14 protein-coding genes are annotated in these 18,576 nt (G+C 63.1%); 7 read left to right on the forward strand and 7 right to left on the reverse strand.

Translation table 11 applies throughout. The features are described 5' to 3' along the window. The first annotated feature begins 18 nt into the window (after positions 1-18). The 4 genes from F3089_RS04135 to F3089_RS04150 are packed head-to-tail and all read left to right on the forward strand — an operon-like array spanning position 19 to position 4,210. Complete coding sequence (locus tag F3089_RS04135) at positions 19-1,020, forward strand: zinc-dependent alcohol dehydrogenase (RefSeq protein ID WP_151439571.1); 1,002 nt, start codon at positions 19-21, stop codon at positions 1,018-1,020. Between the two features lie 13 nt (positions 1,021-1,033). Then, on the forward strand, positions 1,034-1,432 hold the full coding sequence (locus F3089_RS04140; protein ID WP_151439572.1) for a 6-pyruvoyl trahydropterin synthase family protein: 399 nt from the start codon (positions 1,034-1,036) through the stop codon (positions 1,430-1,432). Continuing rightward, positions 1,419-3,323 carry a glycosyltransferase family 4 protein gene (locus tag F3089_RS04145; protein ID WP_151439573.1) on the forward strand — a complete coding sequence of 635 codons (1,905 nt, stop codon included), beginning with the start codon at positions 1,419-1,421 and terminating at the stop codon, positions 3,321-3,323. The genes F3089_RS04140 and F3089_RS04145 overlap by 14 nt, the downstream gene beginning before the upstream one ends. After that, on the forward strand, positions 3,320-4,210 hold the full coding sequence (locus tag F3089_RS04150) for a lysylphosphatidylglycerol synthase transmembrane domain-containing protein (protein WP_192497269.1): 891 nt from the start codon (positions 3,320-3,322) through the stop codon (positions 4,208-4,210). Before F3089_RS04145 ends, F3089_RS04150 begins: the two co-directional genes overlap by 4 nt. On the opposite strand, the gene F3089_RS04155 is transcribed toward F3089_RS04150, so the two are convergent. Further along, complete coding sequence (locus F3089_RS04155; RefSeq protein WP_151439575.1) at positions 4,173-4,988, reverse strand: RibD family protein; 816 nt, start codon at positions 4,986-4,988, stop codon at positions 4,173-4,175. The two genes, F3089_RS04150 and F3089_RS04155, sit on opposite strands and share 38 nt — an antisense overlap. A 139-nt stretch (positions 4,989-5,127) precedes the next feature. Between F3089_RS04155 and F3089_RS04160 the strand changes: the two genes are divergently transcribed. Beyond that, entirely contained in the window at positions 5,128-5,490 is a 363-nt protein-coding gene (locus F3089_RS04160; protein ID WP_151439576.1) for a thiol-disulfide oxidoreductase DCC family protein, read from the forward strand. Between the two features lie 20 nt (positions 5,491-5,510). Further along, on the forward strand, positions 5,511-6,581 hold the full coding sequence (locus tag F3089_RS04165; RefSeq protein WP_151439577.1) for an MBL fold metallo-hydrolase: 1,071 nt from the start codon (positions 5,511-5,513) through the stop codon (positions 6,579-6,581). Between the two features lie 43 nt (positions 6,582-6,624). Here the strand turns inward: F3089_RS04165 and F3089_RS04170 are convergent, their stop codons facing one another. The 5 genes from F3089_RS04170 to F3089_RS04190 form a co-directional block, all read right to left on the reverse strand. After that, positions 6,625-8,295, reverse strand: a complete 1,671-nt coding sequence (locus F3089_RS04170; protein ID WP_151439578.1) for an ectoine synthase — start codon at positions 8,293-8,295, stop codon at positions 6,625-6,627. 32 nt (positions 8,296-8,327) lie between these two features. Then, positions 8,328-10,349: a CocE/NonD family hydrolase gene (locus F3089_RS04175; RefSeq protein WP_151439579.1), complete on the reverse strand. Its 2,022-nt coding sequence runs from the start codon at positions 10,347-10,349 to the stop codon at positions 8,328-8,330. A gap of 114 nt (positions 10,350-10,463) precedes the next feature. Continuing rightward, positions 10,464-11,777 (reverse strand): M20 family metallopeptidase, encoded by a 1,314-nt coding sequence (locus F3089_RS04180; RefSeq protein WP_151439580.1) that lies wholly within the window; start codon positions 11,775-11,777, stop codon positions 10,464-10,466. Positions 11,778-11,825: 48 nt separating this feature from the next. Beyond that, complete coding sequence (locus F3089_RS04185) at positions 11,826-13,847, reverse strand: CocE/NonD family hydrolase (protein WP_151439581.1); 2,022 nt, start codon at positions 13,845-13,847, stop codon at positions 11,826-11,828. A gap of 74 nt (positions 13,848-13,921) precedes the next feature. Next, positions 13,922-15,238 carry an ATP-grasp domain-containing protein gene (locus tag F3089_RS04190; RefSeq protein ID WP_151439582.1) on the reverse strand — a complete coding sequence of 439 codons (1,317 nt, stop codon included), beginning with the start codon at positions 15,236-15,238 and terminating at the stop codon, positions 13,922-13,924. A gap of 132 nt (positions 15,239-15,370) precedes the next feature. Here F3089_RS04190 and F3089_RS04195 point away from each other — a divergent pair, with 132 nt between their 5' ends. Further along, positions 15,371-16,405 carry a D-alanine--D-alanine ligase family protein gene (locus F3089_RS04195; protein WP_151439583.1) on the forward strand — a complete coding sequence of 345 codons (1,035 nt, stop codon included), beginning with the start codon at positions 15,371-15,373 and terminating at the stop codon, positions 16,403-16,405. Between the two features lie 26 nt (positions 16,406-16,431). Here F3089_RS04195 and F3089_RS04200 read toward each other — a convergent pair whose 3' ends face one another. After that, a complete protein-coding gene (locus F3089_RS04200; protein ID WP_151439584.1) occupies positions 16,432-18,465 on the reverse strand; it encodes a CocE/NonD family hydrolase in 2,034 nt (677 codons plus the stop codon). Positions 18,466-18,576: the final 111 nt, after the last annotated feature.

Consider the following 18,576-nt stretch of genomic DNA (forward strand, 5'->3'; position numbering starts at 1 on the left):
AATCCCAAGGCGCCCATCATGACCGCTGATTACACCCCAAGAGTACGCGCATTCTGGATCACTGGCCCAGCCCATGGGGAGATCCAGCCCACCAACCCGGACCTGGACGCCCCTGACAGCGAACCAACGGTGGAGATCGCCACTCTGTACACCGGCATCAGCCGTGGCACGGAGTCGCTGGTATTCAATGGCCGCATTCCCCGCTCCGAGCATGGACGCATGCGGGCCCCCTTCCAGGCGGGTGATTTCCCTTGGCCCGTACGCCATGGCTACAGCAACGTTGGCCGTGTGGTTCAGGGGCCCGCCGAACTGCAGGGCCGTACTGTCTTCAGCCTGTTCCCCCACCAGACGCGGTTCCGGGTACCCGCTTCCGCGGTTGTACCGGTACCCGACAATGTGCCGGCAGAGCGCGCCATCCTTGCTGCCAACATGGAAACAGCCATCAACGGTGTCTGGGACGCACAGGCCGCGGTTGGGGAGCGCATCGCGGTGGTTGGCTGTGGTGTTGTGGGGGCCCTCATGGCCTGGCTCTGCCAGCGCCTGCCGGGTGCACGGGTAACAGCCGTGGATACAGAACCTGCCCGCCACGGCATCCTCTCGGAACTGGGCGTACGCTTTGATCCGGATCTCCAGAGTGATGACCATGACCTGGTGATCCATGCCAGCGGCAATCCGGCAGGCCTCGACCACGCCATCGCCCTTGCGGGCACCGAGGGCCGGATCGTCGAGATGAGCTGGTACGGCGACCAGCCGGTCAGTGTCCCGCTGGGGGGCGCCTTCCATTCCCGCCGCCTGACTCTCAGGGCCAGCCAGGTTGGCCGCGTCAGCCCGGAACGCCGCCCCGTGTGGACCCACCGGGACCGCCTGGAACTGGCGCTGTCGCTGCTCGCAAGTCCGGAGCTGGACGTACTCATTGATGGTGAAAGCGACTTCGAGGCGCTGCCCGAGACCATGACGGCGCTCTGCCGCGACGACAGCACCGCCCTGTGCCACCGGGTGCGCTACCCGGAAAACCACTGACCCCGAGGATGCCATGTACCGACTGACCGTCCGACAGCACATGATGATCGCCCACAGTTTCACTGGTGAAGCCTTCGGCCCTGCCCAGGCCCTGCACGGGGCAACCTACGTGGTGGATGCCACCTTTGAGCGGCCGCGGCTCGATGACAATGATCTGGTTGTGGACATTGGCCTGGCAACCCAGGTGCTCGGCGAGGTGCTGGGTGAGTTCAATATGTGCAATCTGGACGACCACCCGGATCTCAAGGGCCGCAACACCACCACCGAATTCATGGCGGGCATGGTGTTCCAGCGAATGGCCGACGCCATAAAGGCCGGCCGCCTGGGTGAGTCCGCCCACGGCATCAGTGGCCTGGCGATCACCCTCAGCGAATCCCACATCGCCTGGGCCAGCTACCGTGGCGAACTCTGAGCACGCACTGACTTTCATCGTGCCGGGGGATCCCGGCCTGCGTACCGGCGGCTACGGCTATGTGCGGGAACTAGCGGGTGCACTGGAGGCCCGCGGCTGGTCCGTGCGGATCGAGGGCCTCTCCGGCCGGTTCCCGATAGCCGACGACAGAGCCCGCAAGGCCATGGAGCAGTGCCTTCAGCGCCTGCCCGAAGGGGGTAGCGTGGTGATTGACGGACTCGCGCTCGGTGGTCTGCCGGAAACGATAGCCCGCCACGCGCAGCGGCTCCGCCTTACGGCGCTCATCCATCACCCCCTGGCCCTGGAGACAGGGCTGCCGGATGAGAGCCGGGCCCACCTGTTCGACAGCGAGCGGCGCGCACTTGCAAGCATGGCCTCCGTCGTCACCACGAGCCAGAGCACGGCCCGCGAACTGGCAGCCTACGGTGTCCAGGAAACCAGCGTGACGGTCGCGCCCCCAGGCGTTGCCATGGCGCAGTTGCCGGAGCCCTGCAAGCCCCGCAACCGGGGGACCACGCTTGAACTGCTCTGCGTTGCCCACCTGGCACCGCGCAAGGGGCAGGACATTCTTGCTGCCGCCCTTGCCCCATTTGCAGGCGAAAACTGGCACCTGACCCTGGCGGGAAGCACCACACGGAACCCCGACTTCACTGCCCGCCTTCATGGGATGCTGGCCCAGTACGGGCTCACGGATCAGGTCACACTCACCGGGGAGCTGGAGGGCGAGCCCCTGACCCGCCTATGGCAACACGCCCACGGTTTCATACTGCCCGCGCGTTACGAAGGTTATGGCATGGTGATCGATGAAGCGCTCGCGGCCGGGCTTCCAGTGTTGAGTTCTGATGGCGGCGCCCTTGCCGAAACCGCCAATCGCCCCGGCATACGCCTGCATCCAGCCGGCGATCATATGGCACTAAGGGACCATATCCACGCGTGGCTTAACCACCCTGACCAGCTTCACAGCCAGGCCCGTGCAGCCTGTGGGTCAGCCCGCAGTCTCCGGAGCTGGTCCATGACTGCCCGGGAATTCGAGGGCGCCCTGAAAACCAGCCGTCCGGAACAAGGCAACGCCGTCTTCGAGGCCGACTGGCTTGGGCTGCGTGAGCAGGCCGACCACAAAGCCCGCAGTGAGCGGTTAACCACCAGACTCCGGGATCGGATCGCGACACGCCATACGCCCCTCGCAATCTGCGATCTCGGCGCGGGTACCGGATCCAACCAGCGCTACCTGGCTCCCCGACTCCCTGATCCCCAGCAGTGGTTGATGGTGGAACCGGATCCCGCGCTGGCCCCCACGATCCACCAGCCCCAAGTGGGCAAAGGCACAACCACCCATTGGTGGCAGAAGCAGATCACTGCGACGAACCTGAATGAGGTCATTCCGGGGGAAGTGGACCTGATCACCGCCTCAGCCCTGCTCGACCTGATGAGCCGCGAGTGGCTTGAGGCCCTGGCGGCGACTGCCGCCCACCGCCATGCGCCCCTCCTAATGGCCCTCAACTACTGCGGCAACTTTGAGCTTCAACCTTCTGATTCATACGATCAATTGCTTCGAAAGACCGTCAATGAGCACCAGCACCGTGACAAGGGCACCGGCAGCGCTGCCGGCCCTGACGCCACCAGGATCCTGTCCCAAGCCCTGACAGCACATGGCTTTGAGGTCCTAACCGATCCCAGCCCCTGGGAGCTGGATCACCGTGACCCCCACCTCCAGCAGGTTCTCATGGCGGGATGGTGCCAGGCTGCCCGTGAACAGGCGCCCGGGGACCAATCCGCCATTGACCGATGGCAGGGCCAGCGCAATGCCCAGGCGCGGAGCGGACAGCTGCGGATTCGGGTGGATCACCTGGACCTCCTTGCGCTTCCACCCTCAGAAGCGCGGCAACCGTGAAGCGTTACGGTCGACTGGTGGTAAGCCTGGCATTGCTGGGGGTGGTGGCGATGACCATCAAACCCGCGGAGGTGGTTACGGTTCTGCAGCGCCTGCCCCCCTGGAGCCTGGTTGCCGCCCTTGCCCTTTCCATACCCCAGGTGGTGCTTTCCGCCCTGCGCTGGCGTTACACAGCCTATCGCCTGGACCTTCCGCTGGGCGCCGGAGAGAGCGTTGCCGCCTATTACCGGGCAACGCTGGTCAACCAGATCATGCCGGGCGGAGTGGTCGGGGATGTGGAACGCGCCTGGCGTGCCCGGCATCCGGAAGCACGTACCAGCGCGGCTGCCCACAGTGTGATGATTGAGCGCCTCTCCGGTCAGCTGGCCCTTGTGCTCACCATTACAGCGCTCCTGGTCATTGCCCCACCTTTCGCCCTCCCTGGCCCGCAACTCAGCGGGCAATGGCTCTGGGGCGCTGCCCTGGTGCTGTTGCTGGCGATCGCCGCAGGTCGTCTGCCCAGGGTCCGGGATTACAGCGCCCTGCTCCGTGCGGATGTTCATACCGCCCTCTTTCGCTGGCCAGCACCGGTCATCCAGCTGGCTCTCTCGCTGGCGGTAGTGGCCACCTATTTCGCGACCCTGGCACTGCTGGATGCCAGTATCGCCACGCAACCGCTCACACCGGAAAAACTCGCTCTTCACGCCTGCCTGTTGCTCAGTATGGTACTGCCTGTGAGCATCGCCGGATGGGGGGTTCGCGAGGGCGTTGCCGCAGCCCTGTGGCCTCTGGCCGGCTTGCCCGCCAACGAGGGGGTGGCACTCAGCATTGCCTACGGGGTGGTCATCCTTCTGGGCGGCCTGCCGGGCCTTATTCCTGTGCCCGGTGGGAAGCCCCGGAGCGCCTGAGATCCAGGTCAAAGAGCACGTCACTGCCCAGATTCACCACCTGAGCCTCAGGCCAGATGGCATCAGACAGACGGTCTACTTCAGGCAGCGTAAAGGCTGGATAGCCGCTGCCTATAATCATGGGGGCGACCATCACATGAAGCCGGTCAAGCCGGCCGGCGGCCAGGAACGCTGAAACCGTACGACCACCGCCTTCCACGAAGACACGCCCAAGACCGAAACACGCGAGCACTGCCAGAACCCGGTCCGGATCAATGGTCTCGCGTTCCGGATCCAGGCAGGGCACGCGGGTGACGCCGGCTTCCGGGCAGGGCCGATCACACTCCGGAATGGCATCCCCGGCCACCAGGTGGAGGGTGGGTGCATCTCCATCCGTGAGCAGGTGGTGGTCCCCGGGCAGGCGGTCCCTGCGGTCCACCACCACGCGCACTGGCTGGTATCCGGCCACACGCCTCACAGTAAGACGGGGATTATCCTCAAGTGCAGTGCCAGCACCCACCACCACGGCATCGGCGACCGCCCGCAGCCGGTGCAGATGGGTCAGCCCATCATCTCCATTAATGTAACGGGATGCGCCCGAAGCCGTGGCAATGCGGCCATCCAGGCTCTGCCCCAGCTGCCCGATAACCCAGCCGTTTTCTCCGGGACACAGGGGCCGGAACACGCGCAGCAGCTGCTCTCCCGGCGATGGTTCCGAATCGGTTGAGAGCTCGGGCAGACTCTGCCCCCTGGCTCTCGCCTCCAGAATCTTGCCCCAGACTGTTTCAATGCTCTGCATAAAAATCCCGGCCAGCCCATCTACGCTTTAGCGAATCTGTCCTGATTACGCTTGAAACCTCTTTGTGGACCCCTGCTGGTCCGTACGGTGCCCCTGACCGTATAACACCGCACGTCCACTGTCTGCATGGGGAAACCGCATGGATACACTGTTCTACGATGGCCAGTGCCCGCTCTGCATGAAGGAAATCCGTCTGCTGCGCCGCATTGGCGATGATCACCTGAGACTTATTGATGTTCACGGCCTCGAGGATTCGGAGGTCTGGCCCGGTATCCCCCGTGAACATCTGCTCCAGCGGCTGCACCTGCTCGATGATGAAGGCATCTACTGGACGGGACTCCGCGCAACGGTCCAGACCTGGCGTCATACGCCTTTCGGATTCCTTTTCCGGCTGATGCTGATCCCTGGCCTCCGGCCACTCGCCGAAGCCGCCTACAACCGCTGGGCGGAGCGGCGCTATTGCCAGCGTTACGGGTGTGCGATCATACCGGGCAGCCATTGAATCCAAAGGACGCTGGCGCCATGCTGCGACAACTCACGCTGGCACTGGTTGGGCTGATGGCCCTGAGCATGGGATGCAGCAACGTGAACCCATACTACGACCCGGACAAACCGCACCACACCCAGTCGGGCTTCACCAACAACTACAACCCGGACAAACCCGGGGGTGGCGATTTCCTGCGCTGGCAGTGGAATCGCTGGTGGAACGACCTCCCCAAACCGCCGACCGAGCCCATCAGGGGCATTGATCCGGATCTGTCATTCATCCAGAACAACGACGATGAGGTGGCCGTCACCTGGATCGGCCACGCGACCGTCCTTCTGCAGGTGGGTGGGTTGAACATTCTCACCGATCCCCAGTTCTCCGACCGTGCATCCCCGCTTTCCTTCGCCGGCCCACCCCGGCACCAACCACCCGGGGTGGCACTTGAAAACCTGCCGCACATTGACGCTGTGGTGATCTCCCACGCCCATTACGACCATCTGGACCTGGCCTCCGTAACGGCGCTCTATCAGCAGGAGGGCGGACCGCCGCGGTTCTTTCTCCCGCTGGGCATGGACCAATGGTTCCTCGACAACGTCACGGACGGTGACGAGTCCCACCTGACCCCTATGGATTGGTGGCAGACCCACGACTTCCGGGGTGTCACCCTGCGCTTCCTGCCGGTCCAGCACTGGAGCTCGCGCACGCCCTGGGACGAGAACGAGATGCTGTGGGGGGCCTGGGCGGTGGAACACCCGGATTTCGATTTCCTGTTCGGCGGGGACTTCGGCTATTCGAAGGACCTGCGAGACATTGGCGAGCGCACGAACGGGTATGACCTGGCCGCCCTGCCCATCGGCGCCTACGAGCCACGCTGGTTCATGAAGAGCAACCACGTGAACCCGGAGGAATCCGTACAGGCCATGCAGGACGTTGGCGCCCGCCGGGCCATCGCCATCCACTGGGGCACCTTTGAGGGGCTGACCGATGAACCCCTCGACGAGCCCCCGAAGAAGCTCGTCGAAGCGCGGGAACGGGCTGGCATCCCGGAAGCGGAGTTCCGTGTCCTCAGCCATGGGGAAACCGTCCGCCCCGGAAAGAATGAGTGAGTTGCCCGGCGCCCATGAACCTCCACGGGAAGCCCTGGAGGGGCTAGCGCTCGAACACGAACTCCTGGTACAGCAATTCCTCGCACTGGCGACGCTTCTTCTCAAGGTCCTGCTTGGAGGAGCCCCCAAGGAACAATAACGCCACCCGGTAACTGTAACTGTCCTGGTCCATCAGGTCTGACAGGCGTTGGCCGGGCTCGGCAACGATCTGGATGGTGGAGTCGGGGATGATTTCCTGTTCGATCCGGCGGACTGTTTCCTCGCTGGGAACCTGCGCCACATAGGCATCCTCCCACTCACGCAGGAAGAATTTACCCGAGACCTCGAACTTGCCCTGACGATGCGGGAAGGTCGGTCGACGCCCGGCCGCCAGCTCCACGGCCACCTGATGGTGGGAACGGCCATCCACCTTCTGGAAAAGCCGACAGTGGGACTCTGAGATGCGGGTATTGATTTCCAGCAGCCAGATCTGGTCCTTTTCCCGGTCCCAGAAATATTCGATGTTGAACGGCGCGTTGTCGTAACCGATACGCCTGACCACCTTCTGGGTGATCTCTGTCATCCGGTCCTGCACCTCGTCCGGGAGAATGGTCGGGTACTGGTAACTGGAGAACGTGGTGAGGTTGGCCTCACGGAAGGAATCCACGGTGCCGTACACCTCCACTTCGCCCTTGCAGGAGAAGCCTTCCTGGGTGCACTGCATGCCGCCGATGATGCTCTCGGCGATGCAGTACTCACCGCCGATCTCATCGAATTCCGGCGGCATGGTGACCATGTCGAGCAGGTAGTTGAAGGGGCCCGAGAAACGGCCGATGTTGTCCCGCACTTCCTTCATGGCCTCGTGGAACTGGCTGGCCTCGTCAATCCGGAACCCGAGGTACGAGGAGAAGGATTTCACCGGCTTGATCCAGAAAGGGAAGTCCATGACTTCAAGCACCCTGTCCAGTGCCTGCTCGTCAAACGGATTGAAGGCGGTGAACGTCGGGATGTTATCCGGAACAACGGCGCGCTGTTCAATCCGGCTCCAGTATTTGTGCTCGCATTTCAGCACGGACTCCAGGCTTGCGGAAGCCAGATCAAAGGCGTCACAGATGATGGGTACAATGGTGCTGACGGGGAAATCAATGTAGTGGATAACGCCGTCCACCGCCCCTTTGTGCTCCCGGATCTGTTTCTTGGCCTGCTGGATGATGTCCTGGATCTCGTATTTCTGCTGCTCCAGAATCTGCCGCGAGTTGAGCAGTGGCACGAAGTTGTAGTGGTCCGCCATGTCGATGGTGGCCAGCATTTCCCGGTTGAAGTCGTTCAGCCCGATAACGAAAACCGTCTCCTCGCCGAACTGGCTGAATGAGCCATTCTCGTCCTCAACCTCATCACCGGCCAGTGCCGGATAATAGACGCAAAGGAGCTGTAGCTCGGTATGCGCCCTTACAACGTACTCCTCGTTCTGACTGAGTGCGTAAACCGCTCCGGGGTTGAGGGAGTGGCGGGTACCATCCCGGATGGTTTCCACCTCCCCCTCACCGCGGATGCAGTAGACGGTTTCCATGTGATGCCTGTGCCAGAAACGGTTCTCGGTTCCGGCCTGCATGATGGTGTCATGCAACGAATAACCCATACGGTCATCGCGGCGGATCAGGCGCCGGCTTGAATAGTTGGGTCCTGATACAACCCGGTTGGTATCAGCAAGCTCATTAACGTGACGATAGATCATGGGTTCCTTCCTTCAGATGCAGGCCTCGTGGCTCAAAGATGATCCCGTGGCACATGGGTGTTCCAGTTCCTGGCAACGACGCGTTCGTCGCCCTCGTAGGCATCGAGTTCCGCATAGACGTGGAAATGGCTCCGGCTGGCGGTAAGCACCGTGCGCGTTGTTACTTCTATGGACCAGTCGCCACGGGCCATTCCACTGACGCAATGGGTTTCCCCACGCATGGATTCAAAATCCTCGCCCACATGGGTATACCACTCACGGGTATCGCTCCACATGGTGAGACCGATCTCCTCGATGGTGAATGTTCCGTCGTTCTTGATCACTTCCAGTATGGACTCGTCCCTGGACAGATCGCGGATCACCCGCCAGTTCTGCTCGGGTGCCTGCGTGTAGGGCGTAGCAATGGCGGCCGCTGATTCCGGCTCGCCAAACTCGGGCAACGCCGCGTCCGAATCACGTGATGGCCGCACCGGAAGACGCAGCCGACTCCCCGTGGGATGGACGGTCAGGCAGGCGAGCTCCGGGGCCGGCCAGGCAAGCGGCCAGTAAGACGTGGAGATCGAGATCCGCAGGCGATGACCCGCAGGGAAACGCTGGGCGATGTCGTTCAGTTGCACCGCCACCCGGTAGCGTTCGCCGGGCACCATCGGGCTGGGCTCGGCGTGGCTGTCCCGATGGCTGAGATTGAGCATGCCATAGGTGCTGCGGGTGGCCTTGTTGTCCGGGGCCAGATCCGAGAGGCGGACACAGATCATTGCCTGGGGCTTGTTCGCCTCCAGCTCCAGCTCGATGACCGGCGCGCCCATGATCTCCAGGGGTTCACTCAGGGGCTCGGTGTCGAACACCAGCGCACCGCCATCTTCCTCGCGCTGGTCATGGGGCAGGTCCGGTGTCGCGCTGTAGGAGCACCACTTGCCGGCGAACAGGCCTAGGCTCAGCGGCGACTGGATCCATAAGGGCGTGTCACTGACCGGCGTACCGGGATCGACGAGGTGGCCCTCACTCAGACCATAGACGGTTTCATGGACATTGGACGATGGCCAGCCCGGCTCGGCAATCCAGCGCCCCGGCCGCCGCGTGTACTCCGTCGCAGGGGGCACGCTGTCCTGCATCCAGACGCGGAAATCCGGCTCATCCATGATGCCCGTGTCCTTTCCCTTGAGCCAGTGATCCCACCAGCGCACGGATTCCTGCAGGAACCCGATGGCGGGCCCTGGCTTACCCATGTGCGGGTACATGTGGCTCCAGGGTCCGATCAGCCCTTTGGTGGGCACATCGAGATTGCTCAGCAGTCGGAATACGCTGTTGGAGTAACCATCGGCCCAGCCGCTGACCGCCATCACCGGGCACTGCACCGCCGAGAAGTCCTCGCAGATGGAGCCGTGACGCCAGAAGTCGTCCCGGCGCTGGTGCTCGAGCCAGTTTTCCAGCCAGAGGCCACTGTGCTCCAGCCGGTCCAGCCACATATCGCGCCACTTCTCCCCCACCAGTTCGGGATCCGGCGGAAGGCTGGTGTAGGCGAACATTGTTGACGCCCAGGAAAGGTTATCCGTCAGCATGCAGCCGCCCATGTAGTGGACGTCGTCCGCGTAACGGTCATCGGTGGAGCAGACACTGATGACGGCCTTGAGTTCGGGCGGTCTAAGGGCGGCGATCTGCAGGCCGTTGAAACCACCCCAGGAAATGCCGATCATGCCTACTGAACCGCTGCACCAGTCCTGCTGCGCGATCCAGCGGATGATTTCCACCCCGTCATCCAGTTCCCGCTGCAGGTATTCATCCTGCAGGACACCTTCGGAATCGCCGCTGCCGCGTATATCCACCCGGATGCTGGCATAGCCGTGCCCGGCAAAATAGGGATGGTTCAGCGCGTCCCTGGAACGGGTATTGTCCCGCTTGCGATAGGGGATGTATTCGAGGATTGCCGGCACCGGATTGTTCTCGGCATCCTCCGGCATCCAGATGCGCGCCGCCAGACGGGTACCATCGGAGATCGGGATCCATACATGTTCAAGGTGCTTGGTCGCGTGGGGAAAGGACGTAACGGTTTTCAATTAGGTTGTTTTCCTTATAGCCCGGGTTTCGGGGTCATGTTGCACATGATTGTTGCAACTATCTGCATAATAGGGCGTGGCTCGCGCCAGCGCCATCGATAAGGGGTAAAGCCATCACCCTCCTCCAGTCACGCCTTCTCCATAATCCTGCAGGCGCAGTTCCTCGGGCCTGAAGGTCAGCAGCTTCTCCGTCGCCTGGACGAGCACGTGCGCCACCTTCTCCGTGGCCTCCAGGGACACCCGTTCGTCCGCGGAATGGGCCCAGTCGATATCGCCGGGACCATAGACGACGGTGGAAGCCCCGGTGAGCCGTACCCAGGCCGACATGTCGCAACCATAGGGCGCTCCCGTGATGCGCGCCGGACGCCCGAAAACCGAGGCCGCCGCATCCGCCATTGTGGTGACCAGTGGATGCTCCATGGGAGTATGCGCCGACCCGAAGCCAGACGCCATGAGCCGCGCCTGGGGCGGGTTCTGTTCCAGCCAGGGATCGCCCGCGCAGGCCTCAGCGATCACCCGCTGAATCCGCGCCTTCGCCTGCTCCACGGTTTCGTCGAGCGTCACCCCGACGCGGATCTCCGCCGTGAGCCGGTCCATCACGCTGGACGACCAGTTACCCCCATTGATCAGACCCACGTTGGTGGCGTACGGCAGGTGCAGGGCCCGCATCAGCGGGTGGTCCTCCGCGTCATTGATGCGCTTTTCGTCCTCGCGCAGGGCCTTGTGGATCGCCAGGTAATGATCCAGAGCGCTCTCCCCCAGGTGCCGACGGCTGGCGTGGGCCGCCAGTCCCATCACTTCCAGGAAGAACGACATGGCGCCCGCATGGGCAACCACCAGCTTGGGCGAACCCTCGTCGTCCAGAGTGGGTTCCGGCACCACCACGGCATCCGGTTGCCAGCCCCTGCGGATGGCTGCGAGCGTGCCGAGGCCGCTGTCCTCTTCCGCCGGCACGCCCACGAATACAACCCGGCCGGCAAAGTCCCGTGGGCCCAGGGCAAAGGCCTCGAAGGCTTCCAGAGCCGACACTACGCCGGATTTCATATCACTGGCGCCACGCCCATAGACGGTATCGCCGTCCATATACCCGGAATACGGATCCATCGTCCACTGGTTGATATCGCCCGGTGGAACAACGTCCAGGTGCCCGGTCAGCACCACCGTGGGGCCCGGCTTGCGCCCCCGCACCACGCCGACCACAACCGGCAGCCAGGCACGCTCCACCTCATGGCCCGGGTAATTGGGATCCGTAAGGACATCCGCAATACCCTCGTTCCAGTGGTCAACCTCCACACCCAGCTCATTGAGCCACTCGGCAAGCCGGGCGATCACCGCATCCTCCTGCCCGGTCACCGACGGGATCCGGATCAGGTCCACCAGCCGCCGCCGAACCCGGGTGGCATCAATGTAGCCGCAATGGTCCGTCATAATAGGTCATCTCCTGCTGCTTACAGGGGGCGTCCCGGACGCCCGCTCCTAGAGGTTCCGGCGTGGAATCAACCGATCCCAGTCATGCTCATAGACCAGTTCTCCGTGCTCATACGCCCTGAGCGTGGCCTCAATCCGGAACGCCTCGGAGGTGCAACTCATCCGCGTCCAGGTTTCAGTGTTCACTCGCCAGTCATCGCGGAAAAAGCCCATGCGCCAGAACGTTTCAGCCTGGGCCGAGTTAACATCGTCACCCTCGATCCGGTAGCGCTCGTAACCACTCTTCTGGACATCCGTACCGGTGGCATCGATGTGGAATATCCCCTCGGAATCATCGACTTCCAGCGTATGGGCGTTGGCATCAAAATCGTAATGCAGTGACCAGTTGGTTGCCTCGGCCTCGATTTCGGTCATCGACACGTGGGGTGCGCCCTCGGGCGGCGCAAACCCGGGGAGTTGCCGATCAACCTCACTGGGCGGGCGTACCGGCAGTGCCAGGGTGCTGACCTCCGACCAGAGGGTCAGTGCTGTGGCGTCCGGGGAAGGCCAGATCAGGGGCCAGTAATTTGAGCTTACACTGACGCGAATACGATGGCCGGCCGGGAAATTCTGGGCGATTTCATTGAGCTGGACGCGCACGCGATAGGCCTCACCGGGCACCAGGGACGCCGGCTCGGCGTGGCTGTCCCGGTGGCTGAGGTTCAGAACCCCGTAGGTTACCCGGGTTGAGGCACCGTCCGGGGCCACGTCACACAGCCGAACCGCGACCTGGGCCTCAGGCTGGTCGCTGGCCAGAACCAGCTCCACCACGGGCGGGCCGAAGATCTCAACCGCTTCCGACAGCGGCTCCGTATCAAAGCACAGGGAATCCCCATCCGCCTCGCGCTGGTCCCCCGGCATGTCCGGCCCGGCGGAATAGGAACACCACTTGCCAGCACTCAGGCCGGTGCGCAGCGGCGACTGGCACAGAAGTGGCTCACTGGTGCCTGCCGTGCCGCCGTCCTCCAGACCGTTGCGGGTCAGCCGAAGCTGCCGGTCCTCAATGCGCGGGCTGGGCCACTCATTCTCCCCGATCCAGCGCCCGGGACGCTCCGCATAACGGGTCGCGGGCCGGATACTGTCCTGCAACCACACTCTGACCTGGGGCTCATCCATGATGCCGGTCGCCTCATCCTTGAGCCAGTGATCCCACCAGCGCAGCGTGTCCTGAAGGAAGCCAATGGCGGGACCGGGCTGACCCAGGTGCGGGTACTTATGGCTCCAGGGACCCACAAGGCCCTTGCGGGGGACATCCAGATGCTGCATCAGGCGGAAGACGCTGTTGGAATAGCCGTCGGCCCAGCCGCTCACCGCATAGACCGGGCAACGGATGGCACTGAAATCCTCACACACGGACCCGTGGCGCCAGAATTCATCGCGCGCCTGGTGACTGCTCCAGGTCTCCAGCCAGAGCCCGCTGCCCCGCAGGCGCTGGAACCAGTCGTCGCGCCAGCCATCCCCGAAGAGGCGCGGATCCGGTGGGCAGCTGTTGTGGGCGAACATAACTCCGGCCCAGGAGACATTGTCGATCAGCATGCAGCCGCCCATGTAATGCACATCGTCGGCATAGCGATCATCCGTGGAGCACACTGTCAGCACCGCATACAGCTCGGGTGGCTGGAGCGCGGCGATCTGGAGGCCGTTAAAACCACCCCAGGAGATCCCCATGATGCCGACACGGCCGGTACACCAGGGCTGCGCGGCGATCCAGCTCAGAATCGCCAGTCCGTCGTCGAGCTCCTGTTGCGTGTATTCATCCGTGAGCACACCCTCGGACTCGCCGCTGCCACGGATGTCCACCCGCACACCGGCATAGCCATGGCCCGCGTAATAAGGGTGATTGATGGAATCTTCCTTGGTGCGCAGGTCGGCCTTGCGGTAGGGAATGTATTCCAGGATGGCCGGCACCGGATGCGCCTCGGCATCCTCGGGCAGCCATATCCGCGCGGCAAGATGGCAGCCGTCCGGCATGGGAATCCATACGTTTTCCAGTTCCCGAACCGCCCTGGGCCAATCGCTCCTTGTGTGCATTCACATCTCCTCGAACGACAAGGCAATAGTAGAGCCGAACCGGGCAACCGCCCGGGTCAGCGAACACGGCGGCATCAGCGGTCAGGACCGTCTCTGAGGTCAAAGCTGAGCCGCTCAACAATGGCACTATGGTTGGCCATCAACTGCTCATGGGTATCAGCGCCCACATAGATCAGCGCCAGCACGTAGCTGTAGCTGTCCTGATCGTGCAACTCGGACAGCCACATGCCCGGATGCACATCCAGCTCCACGTAGGTACCGGGGTACTCCTCGGCAATCGCCGCCAGTGTCTGCCCGGAGGGCACATCGGCCACCCAGGCGTCCTCATGCCGGCGCAGCCAGAAGGCGGCGGCACAATTGAACCTGCCCCGGGCAGCAGGGAATTTGGGGTTGTGACCGAGCGCCAGCTCGACCGCGACCTGATGATTGGAGACCCCGTGCACCTTGTCGAACAGGTCGCTGTGGTGCTGGGCGATCCGGGTGTTGATCTCCAGCAGGCTGACTTTATCCGTGCTGCTGTCCCAGAAGAACTCGATGTTGAACGCGGAGCCATCGAAGCCAATGCGCTGCAGTGTTTTGCGCGCCACCTCCTCCATCCGCTCGGTGACCGACTGCGGCATCTGGGACGGGTACTGGTAGCGGGCGAAGGAAGAGCTGTTGGCTTCCCGCACCGAGTCCACCACCCCGTGCACATGGACTTCGCCCTGATGGACATAGCCCTCAAGGGTGCACATATCGCCCGTGAGCAACGCTTCCGCCAGACAGTAATGACCACCGACCGCCGCGATATTGTCGGGCAGCTCAATGTATTCAAGGATCCTGTCGAAAGGCTCTGCAATACGGTTGATGTGCTCCCGGATCTCAGCCACCGCCCGGTGGAAGGCGGCTTCGTCGTCAATACGGAACCCGAGATAGGAGCCTGCCGATTTCACCGGCTTCAACCAGAACGGATACTCAAGTTCGAGCTGGGTCTCGGGCGAGTCGAGAAAGGGATCCACCAGCTGGAAGCGGGGAATGAAATCCGGCACAACCGCTTGCTGTTCCAACCGGCTCCAGTACTTGTGCTCACACTTGAGCATGGCCCGCAGATCCAGCCCGGGAAGCCCCAGGCGCCCGGTCAGAATGGGCAGGATGGTGCTCACCGGAAAGTCCATGTAGCCAACGATGGCATCCGGGGCGGGATCCGCCTCCTGGAGCTGTTTCTCGGCCCGACTGAGCATCGATTCAATCGGGAAGTCATCCGCGTAAAGAATCTCTTCGGGCGTCAGGACACCATGGAAACGGTAGTGGTCCGCGCCCGGCAGGGACTCCAGCTTGGCCCGGTTGAACTCGTTCATGCCGAGCACATACACCTGCTTGACGGCGTTATCTCTTGGGGATTCGGAACTCATCTCGGTTTCAACCTTCGACAGAGCGGTACAGGAGGAGCATCGGTTAAAGCACGACGCCACGCAAGGGTTTTGATACGCTGGATCAAGAGGTCTGTATAAGCACTTTCCCCCGACCAGAGGACGGAGACCGCAATGGCCCAATCGAGCAAACCCCCTGAAATCGGTGTCGTCCTGGGTGATCCCCGACTGCCCTACCCCTACGCCGTGGAAAACAGGTTCGGTTACGAGGAAATCGAGGCGGTTCGCCAGCTGAAGACCTCACTGGGAGAGCTGAAGGGCTATCACTTCACCTACTACGACGACCACGAACGCCTGATCGACGACCTGCGCAGCGACAGGCCGGACCTGGTATTCAACCTCTGTGACACCGGCTTCCGCAACGACTGGGACCTGGAGCGCAACATTCCCGCATTTCTGGAAATGCTGGGCATTCCCTACACCGGCGCTGACCCCATGGGCATCAGCCTGGGCACCGACAAGGCCATCGTACGGGCGCTGGCGGTGAGCCTGGACATCCCCGTGCCCAACGAGACCTTTGTGGATCTCACCGCCGACCCGCTGACCCTGCCCACCTCCTTTCCGTCGCTGATCAAGCCCAATGGCGGCGGCGGCAGTTTCGGCATCACCGAAAACTGCGTTGTGCACGACGCCGCCGAGGCGCACGCCTATCTGCAGTGGCTCGCGAGGCAGGACCTGTATCCACCGGAAGCCATCTGCCAGGATTTCCTCACTGGCGATGAGTACACCGTGGGCATGATCGGCAACCCGGCCAGCGGCTTTACCGTGCTGCCTCCGCTGGTGATCGACTACAGCAAGCTGGACTCCGACCTTCCGCCCATCCTCACCCACGGCTCCAAGGCGGATCCGGACTCGCCCTACTGGGACAAACTCAGTTTCCAACAGGCGGAGCTGGACGACGTCACACGGGGGCAGATGGTCGACGCCTGCGCCAAGCTGTTCAAGCGACTGGGTTTCCGGGACTACTCGCGCATTGACTTCCGCTGCGGCGCCGACGGCGTGCCACGGCTGATTGACGCCAATACCAACCCCACCTGGTACTGGGACGGCAAGATGGCGATGATGGCCTCCTGGGCGGGCCACAGTTATGCGGACATGCTGCGCATGATCCTGGAAGCCGCCCTCGCGCGCAGCGGCGCCCATCGATAGGCGGGCGGGGGAAGCCCCGCCCCCTGCTAGATCAGATGGCGGGGAATCCGCTCGTCCCACTCGCGCTCGAAAAACAGCGCATCGCCATCGTAGGCATGGAGCGTGGCGCGTAACCGGAAATGCTGCGGATCGGCCGTCAGCCGGGTCACACACTCCACCCGTGCTGACCAGTCATCGCGCTGAAGAACGCAGCTCTGGTCAATCCGGGCCTCGGCCCCGCTGGCGTCGTATTCATGAATGCGGAACCACTTGCCCAGGCTGTACCCGGCAGTGAGATCAATATCCTCAATATAGGCCAGGGAGGCACCGCCGAAATCACCACCCTCGTTGTAGATGCGGTAGGTGGTTTCGTTATTGATCAGGTTACGCTCCACGGTGCGACGGAAATCCCCGGAGCTGAGCGCTTCCGGCTCGGCCTGTGGGCCGCGCTCCGGAGGTTCGAAGGGGCGCAGCTGCTCATCCTCCTCGCGCGGAGGGCGCACGGGCAGCTGCAGCGAACTGACCCCGGTATGGAGCGTCAGGCGAACGGGCTCCGGTGACGGCCAGATCATGGGCCAGTAACTGGTGGATACCGCCAGGCGCATGGTGTGTCCCGGGGCGAAGGCGTAGGCAACATCCTTCATCTGCACACGCACGCGGTAGCGCTTGCCGGCCTCCAGCGGCTCCGGGTGTTCGCGGCTTTCACGCTGGGTGAGGTTGAGCACGCCCCAGGTGACCCGCGTCGACGCCCCGTCCGGTGCCACGTCATTGAGGCGCACGATCACGTACGCAACCGGCCGGTCCACCGTTACCTCCAGTTCCGCCACGGGTGCGCCCAGGATCTCGATGCGTTCCAAAACCGTATCGGCGTCAAAGACCAGGGATTTGCCGTCATCTTCCCGCTGGTCGATGGCCATTTCCCCTTCACCACCGAAGCCGTACCAGTCACCACCGGCCAGCCCCGTGGTCTCGGGGGAGGTAATCCGCATCCGGTCCTCCGGCTCCGCCCTGCGCCCCATTGACAGCACATTGAGATACAGGGTCTCGTTCTGGATGCGCTCAGAGGGCCAGGCCGGTTCCGCCACCCAGCGCCCTGGACGGTATTCGTAGAGCGGTGCCGGCGGCACGTGCTCTTCCATCCAGACGCGCATCGGCGGTTCGTCCATAATGCCGTTGTCGATATCCTTCAGCCAGTAGTCCCACCAGCGCAGCATCTCCTGGAAGAAGCCGATGGCCGGTCCCGGCAGCGCGTTGTGCGGAAATGCGTGGGACCAGGGCCCGATCAGCGCCTTACGCGGCGCACTCAGGCCTTCCATCATGCGGGGAATGGCATTGGGATAGCCGTCCGCCCAGCCGCCCACGGCATAGACGGCACACTGGATGTCGTCGAAGTTCTCGCAGACCGAGCCATGTTTCCAGTAGTCATCACGCTGCTGGTGGCGCATCCAGACCGCCGGATACAGGACCTGGTTCTCCAGCCGGTAACGCCACTGTTCGCGCCAGTCGTCCCCGTAGAGCGCCGGATCCGGCGGAAAGGCCGCCGTGGCGAAAAACACCGAGCCCCAGTTGAGGTTCTCGTTCAGCAGACAGCCCCCCATGTAGTGGGCATCATCCGCATAGCGATCGTCCGTGGAGCACATCGTGATGATCGCCTTCAGGCATTCCGGCTGGTGCGCAGCCACCTGCAGCGCGTTGAAGCCACCCCAGGAGATGCCGAACATGCCTACCGGCCCGGAGCACCAGGGTTGGCTGGTGATCCAGTCCAGAACCGCGAGGCAGTCGTCCTGCTCCTGCTGCAGGTACTCATCCAGGATAAGCCCGTCCGAATCCCCTGAGCCCCGCAGGTCCAGTCGAATCGAGGCGTAGCCATGCCCGGCCAGATAATGGTGCAGGGGCTCATCCCTTAACCGGGTGAAATCGCGCTTGCGATACGGCATGCATTCCAGGATGGCCGGCACCGGATGCTCCTCGGCGTCTTCCGGCAACCAGATGCGGGCGGCCAGACGGCAACCGTCGGGCATGGTGATCCAGGTGTTCTCGATTTCACGGACGGTGCGGGGGAACGAATCAACAACCTTCATAGAGCATGCCTCACTGGCAAATGACGACCCTGGCTCGGGCGGAGCGGCTGTCGCGTATAATGCGATGGGGAACGCTGCGAGTATAGCAGAACCAGCATGGAGCCAGAGGCC

This window comes from Halospina sp. K52047b, assembly GCF_008709855.1.
In the GTDB taxonomy this organism is placed as follows: Bacteria; Pseudomonadota; Gammaproteobacteria; order Pseudomonadales; family Oleiphilaceae; genus Halospina; species Halospina utahensis_B.

Coding starts and splice junctions, on each gene's coding strand:
- F3089_RS04165 (WP_151439577.1), top strand. CDS start 5,511: ATGCTGCGACAACTCACGCTGGCACTGGTTGGGCTGATGGCCCTGAGC.
- F3089_RS04190 (WP_151439582.1), bottom strand. CDS start 15,238: ATGAGTTCCGAATCCCCAAGAGATAACGCCGTCAAGCAGGTGTATGTG.
- F3089_RS04160 (WP_151439576.1), top strand. CDS start 5,128: ATGGATACACTGTTCTACGATGGCCAGTGCCCGCTCTGCATGAAGGAA.
- F3089_RS04170 (WP_151439578.1), bottom strand. CDS start 8,295: ATGATCTATCGTCACGTTAATGAGCTTGCTGATACCAACCGGGTTGTA.
- F3089_RS04140 (WP_151439572.1), top strand. CDS start 1,034: ATGTACCGACTGACCGTCCGACAGCACATGATGATCGCCCACAGTTTC.
- F3089_RS04135 (WP_151439571.1), top strand. CDS start 19: ATGACCGCTGATTACACCCCAAGAGTACGCGCATTCTGGATCACTGGC.
- F3089_RS04200 (WP_151439584.1), bottom strand. CDS start 18,465: ATGAAGGTTGTTGATTCGTTCCCCCGCACCGTCCGTGAAATCGAGAAC.
- F3089_RS04180 (WP_151439580.1), bottom strand. CDS start 11,777: ATGACGGACCATTGCGGCTACATTGATGCCACCCGGGTTCGGCGGCGG.
- F3089_RS04195 (WP_151439583.1), top strand. CDS start 15,371: ATGGCCCAATCGAGCAAACCCCCTGAAATCGGTGTCGTCCTGGGTGAT.
- F3089_RS04155 (WP_151439575.1), bottom strand. CDS start 4,988: ATGCAGAGCATTGAAACAGTCTGGGGCAAGATTCTGGAGGCGAGAGCC.
- F3089_RS04185 (WP_151439581.1), bottom strand. CDS start 13,847: ATGCACACAAGGAGCGATTGGCCCAGGGCGGTTCGGGAACTGGAAAAC.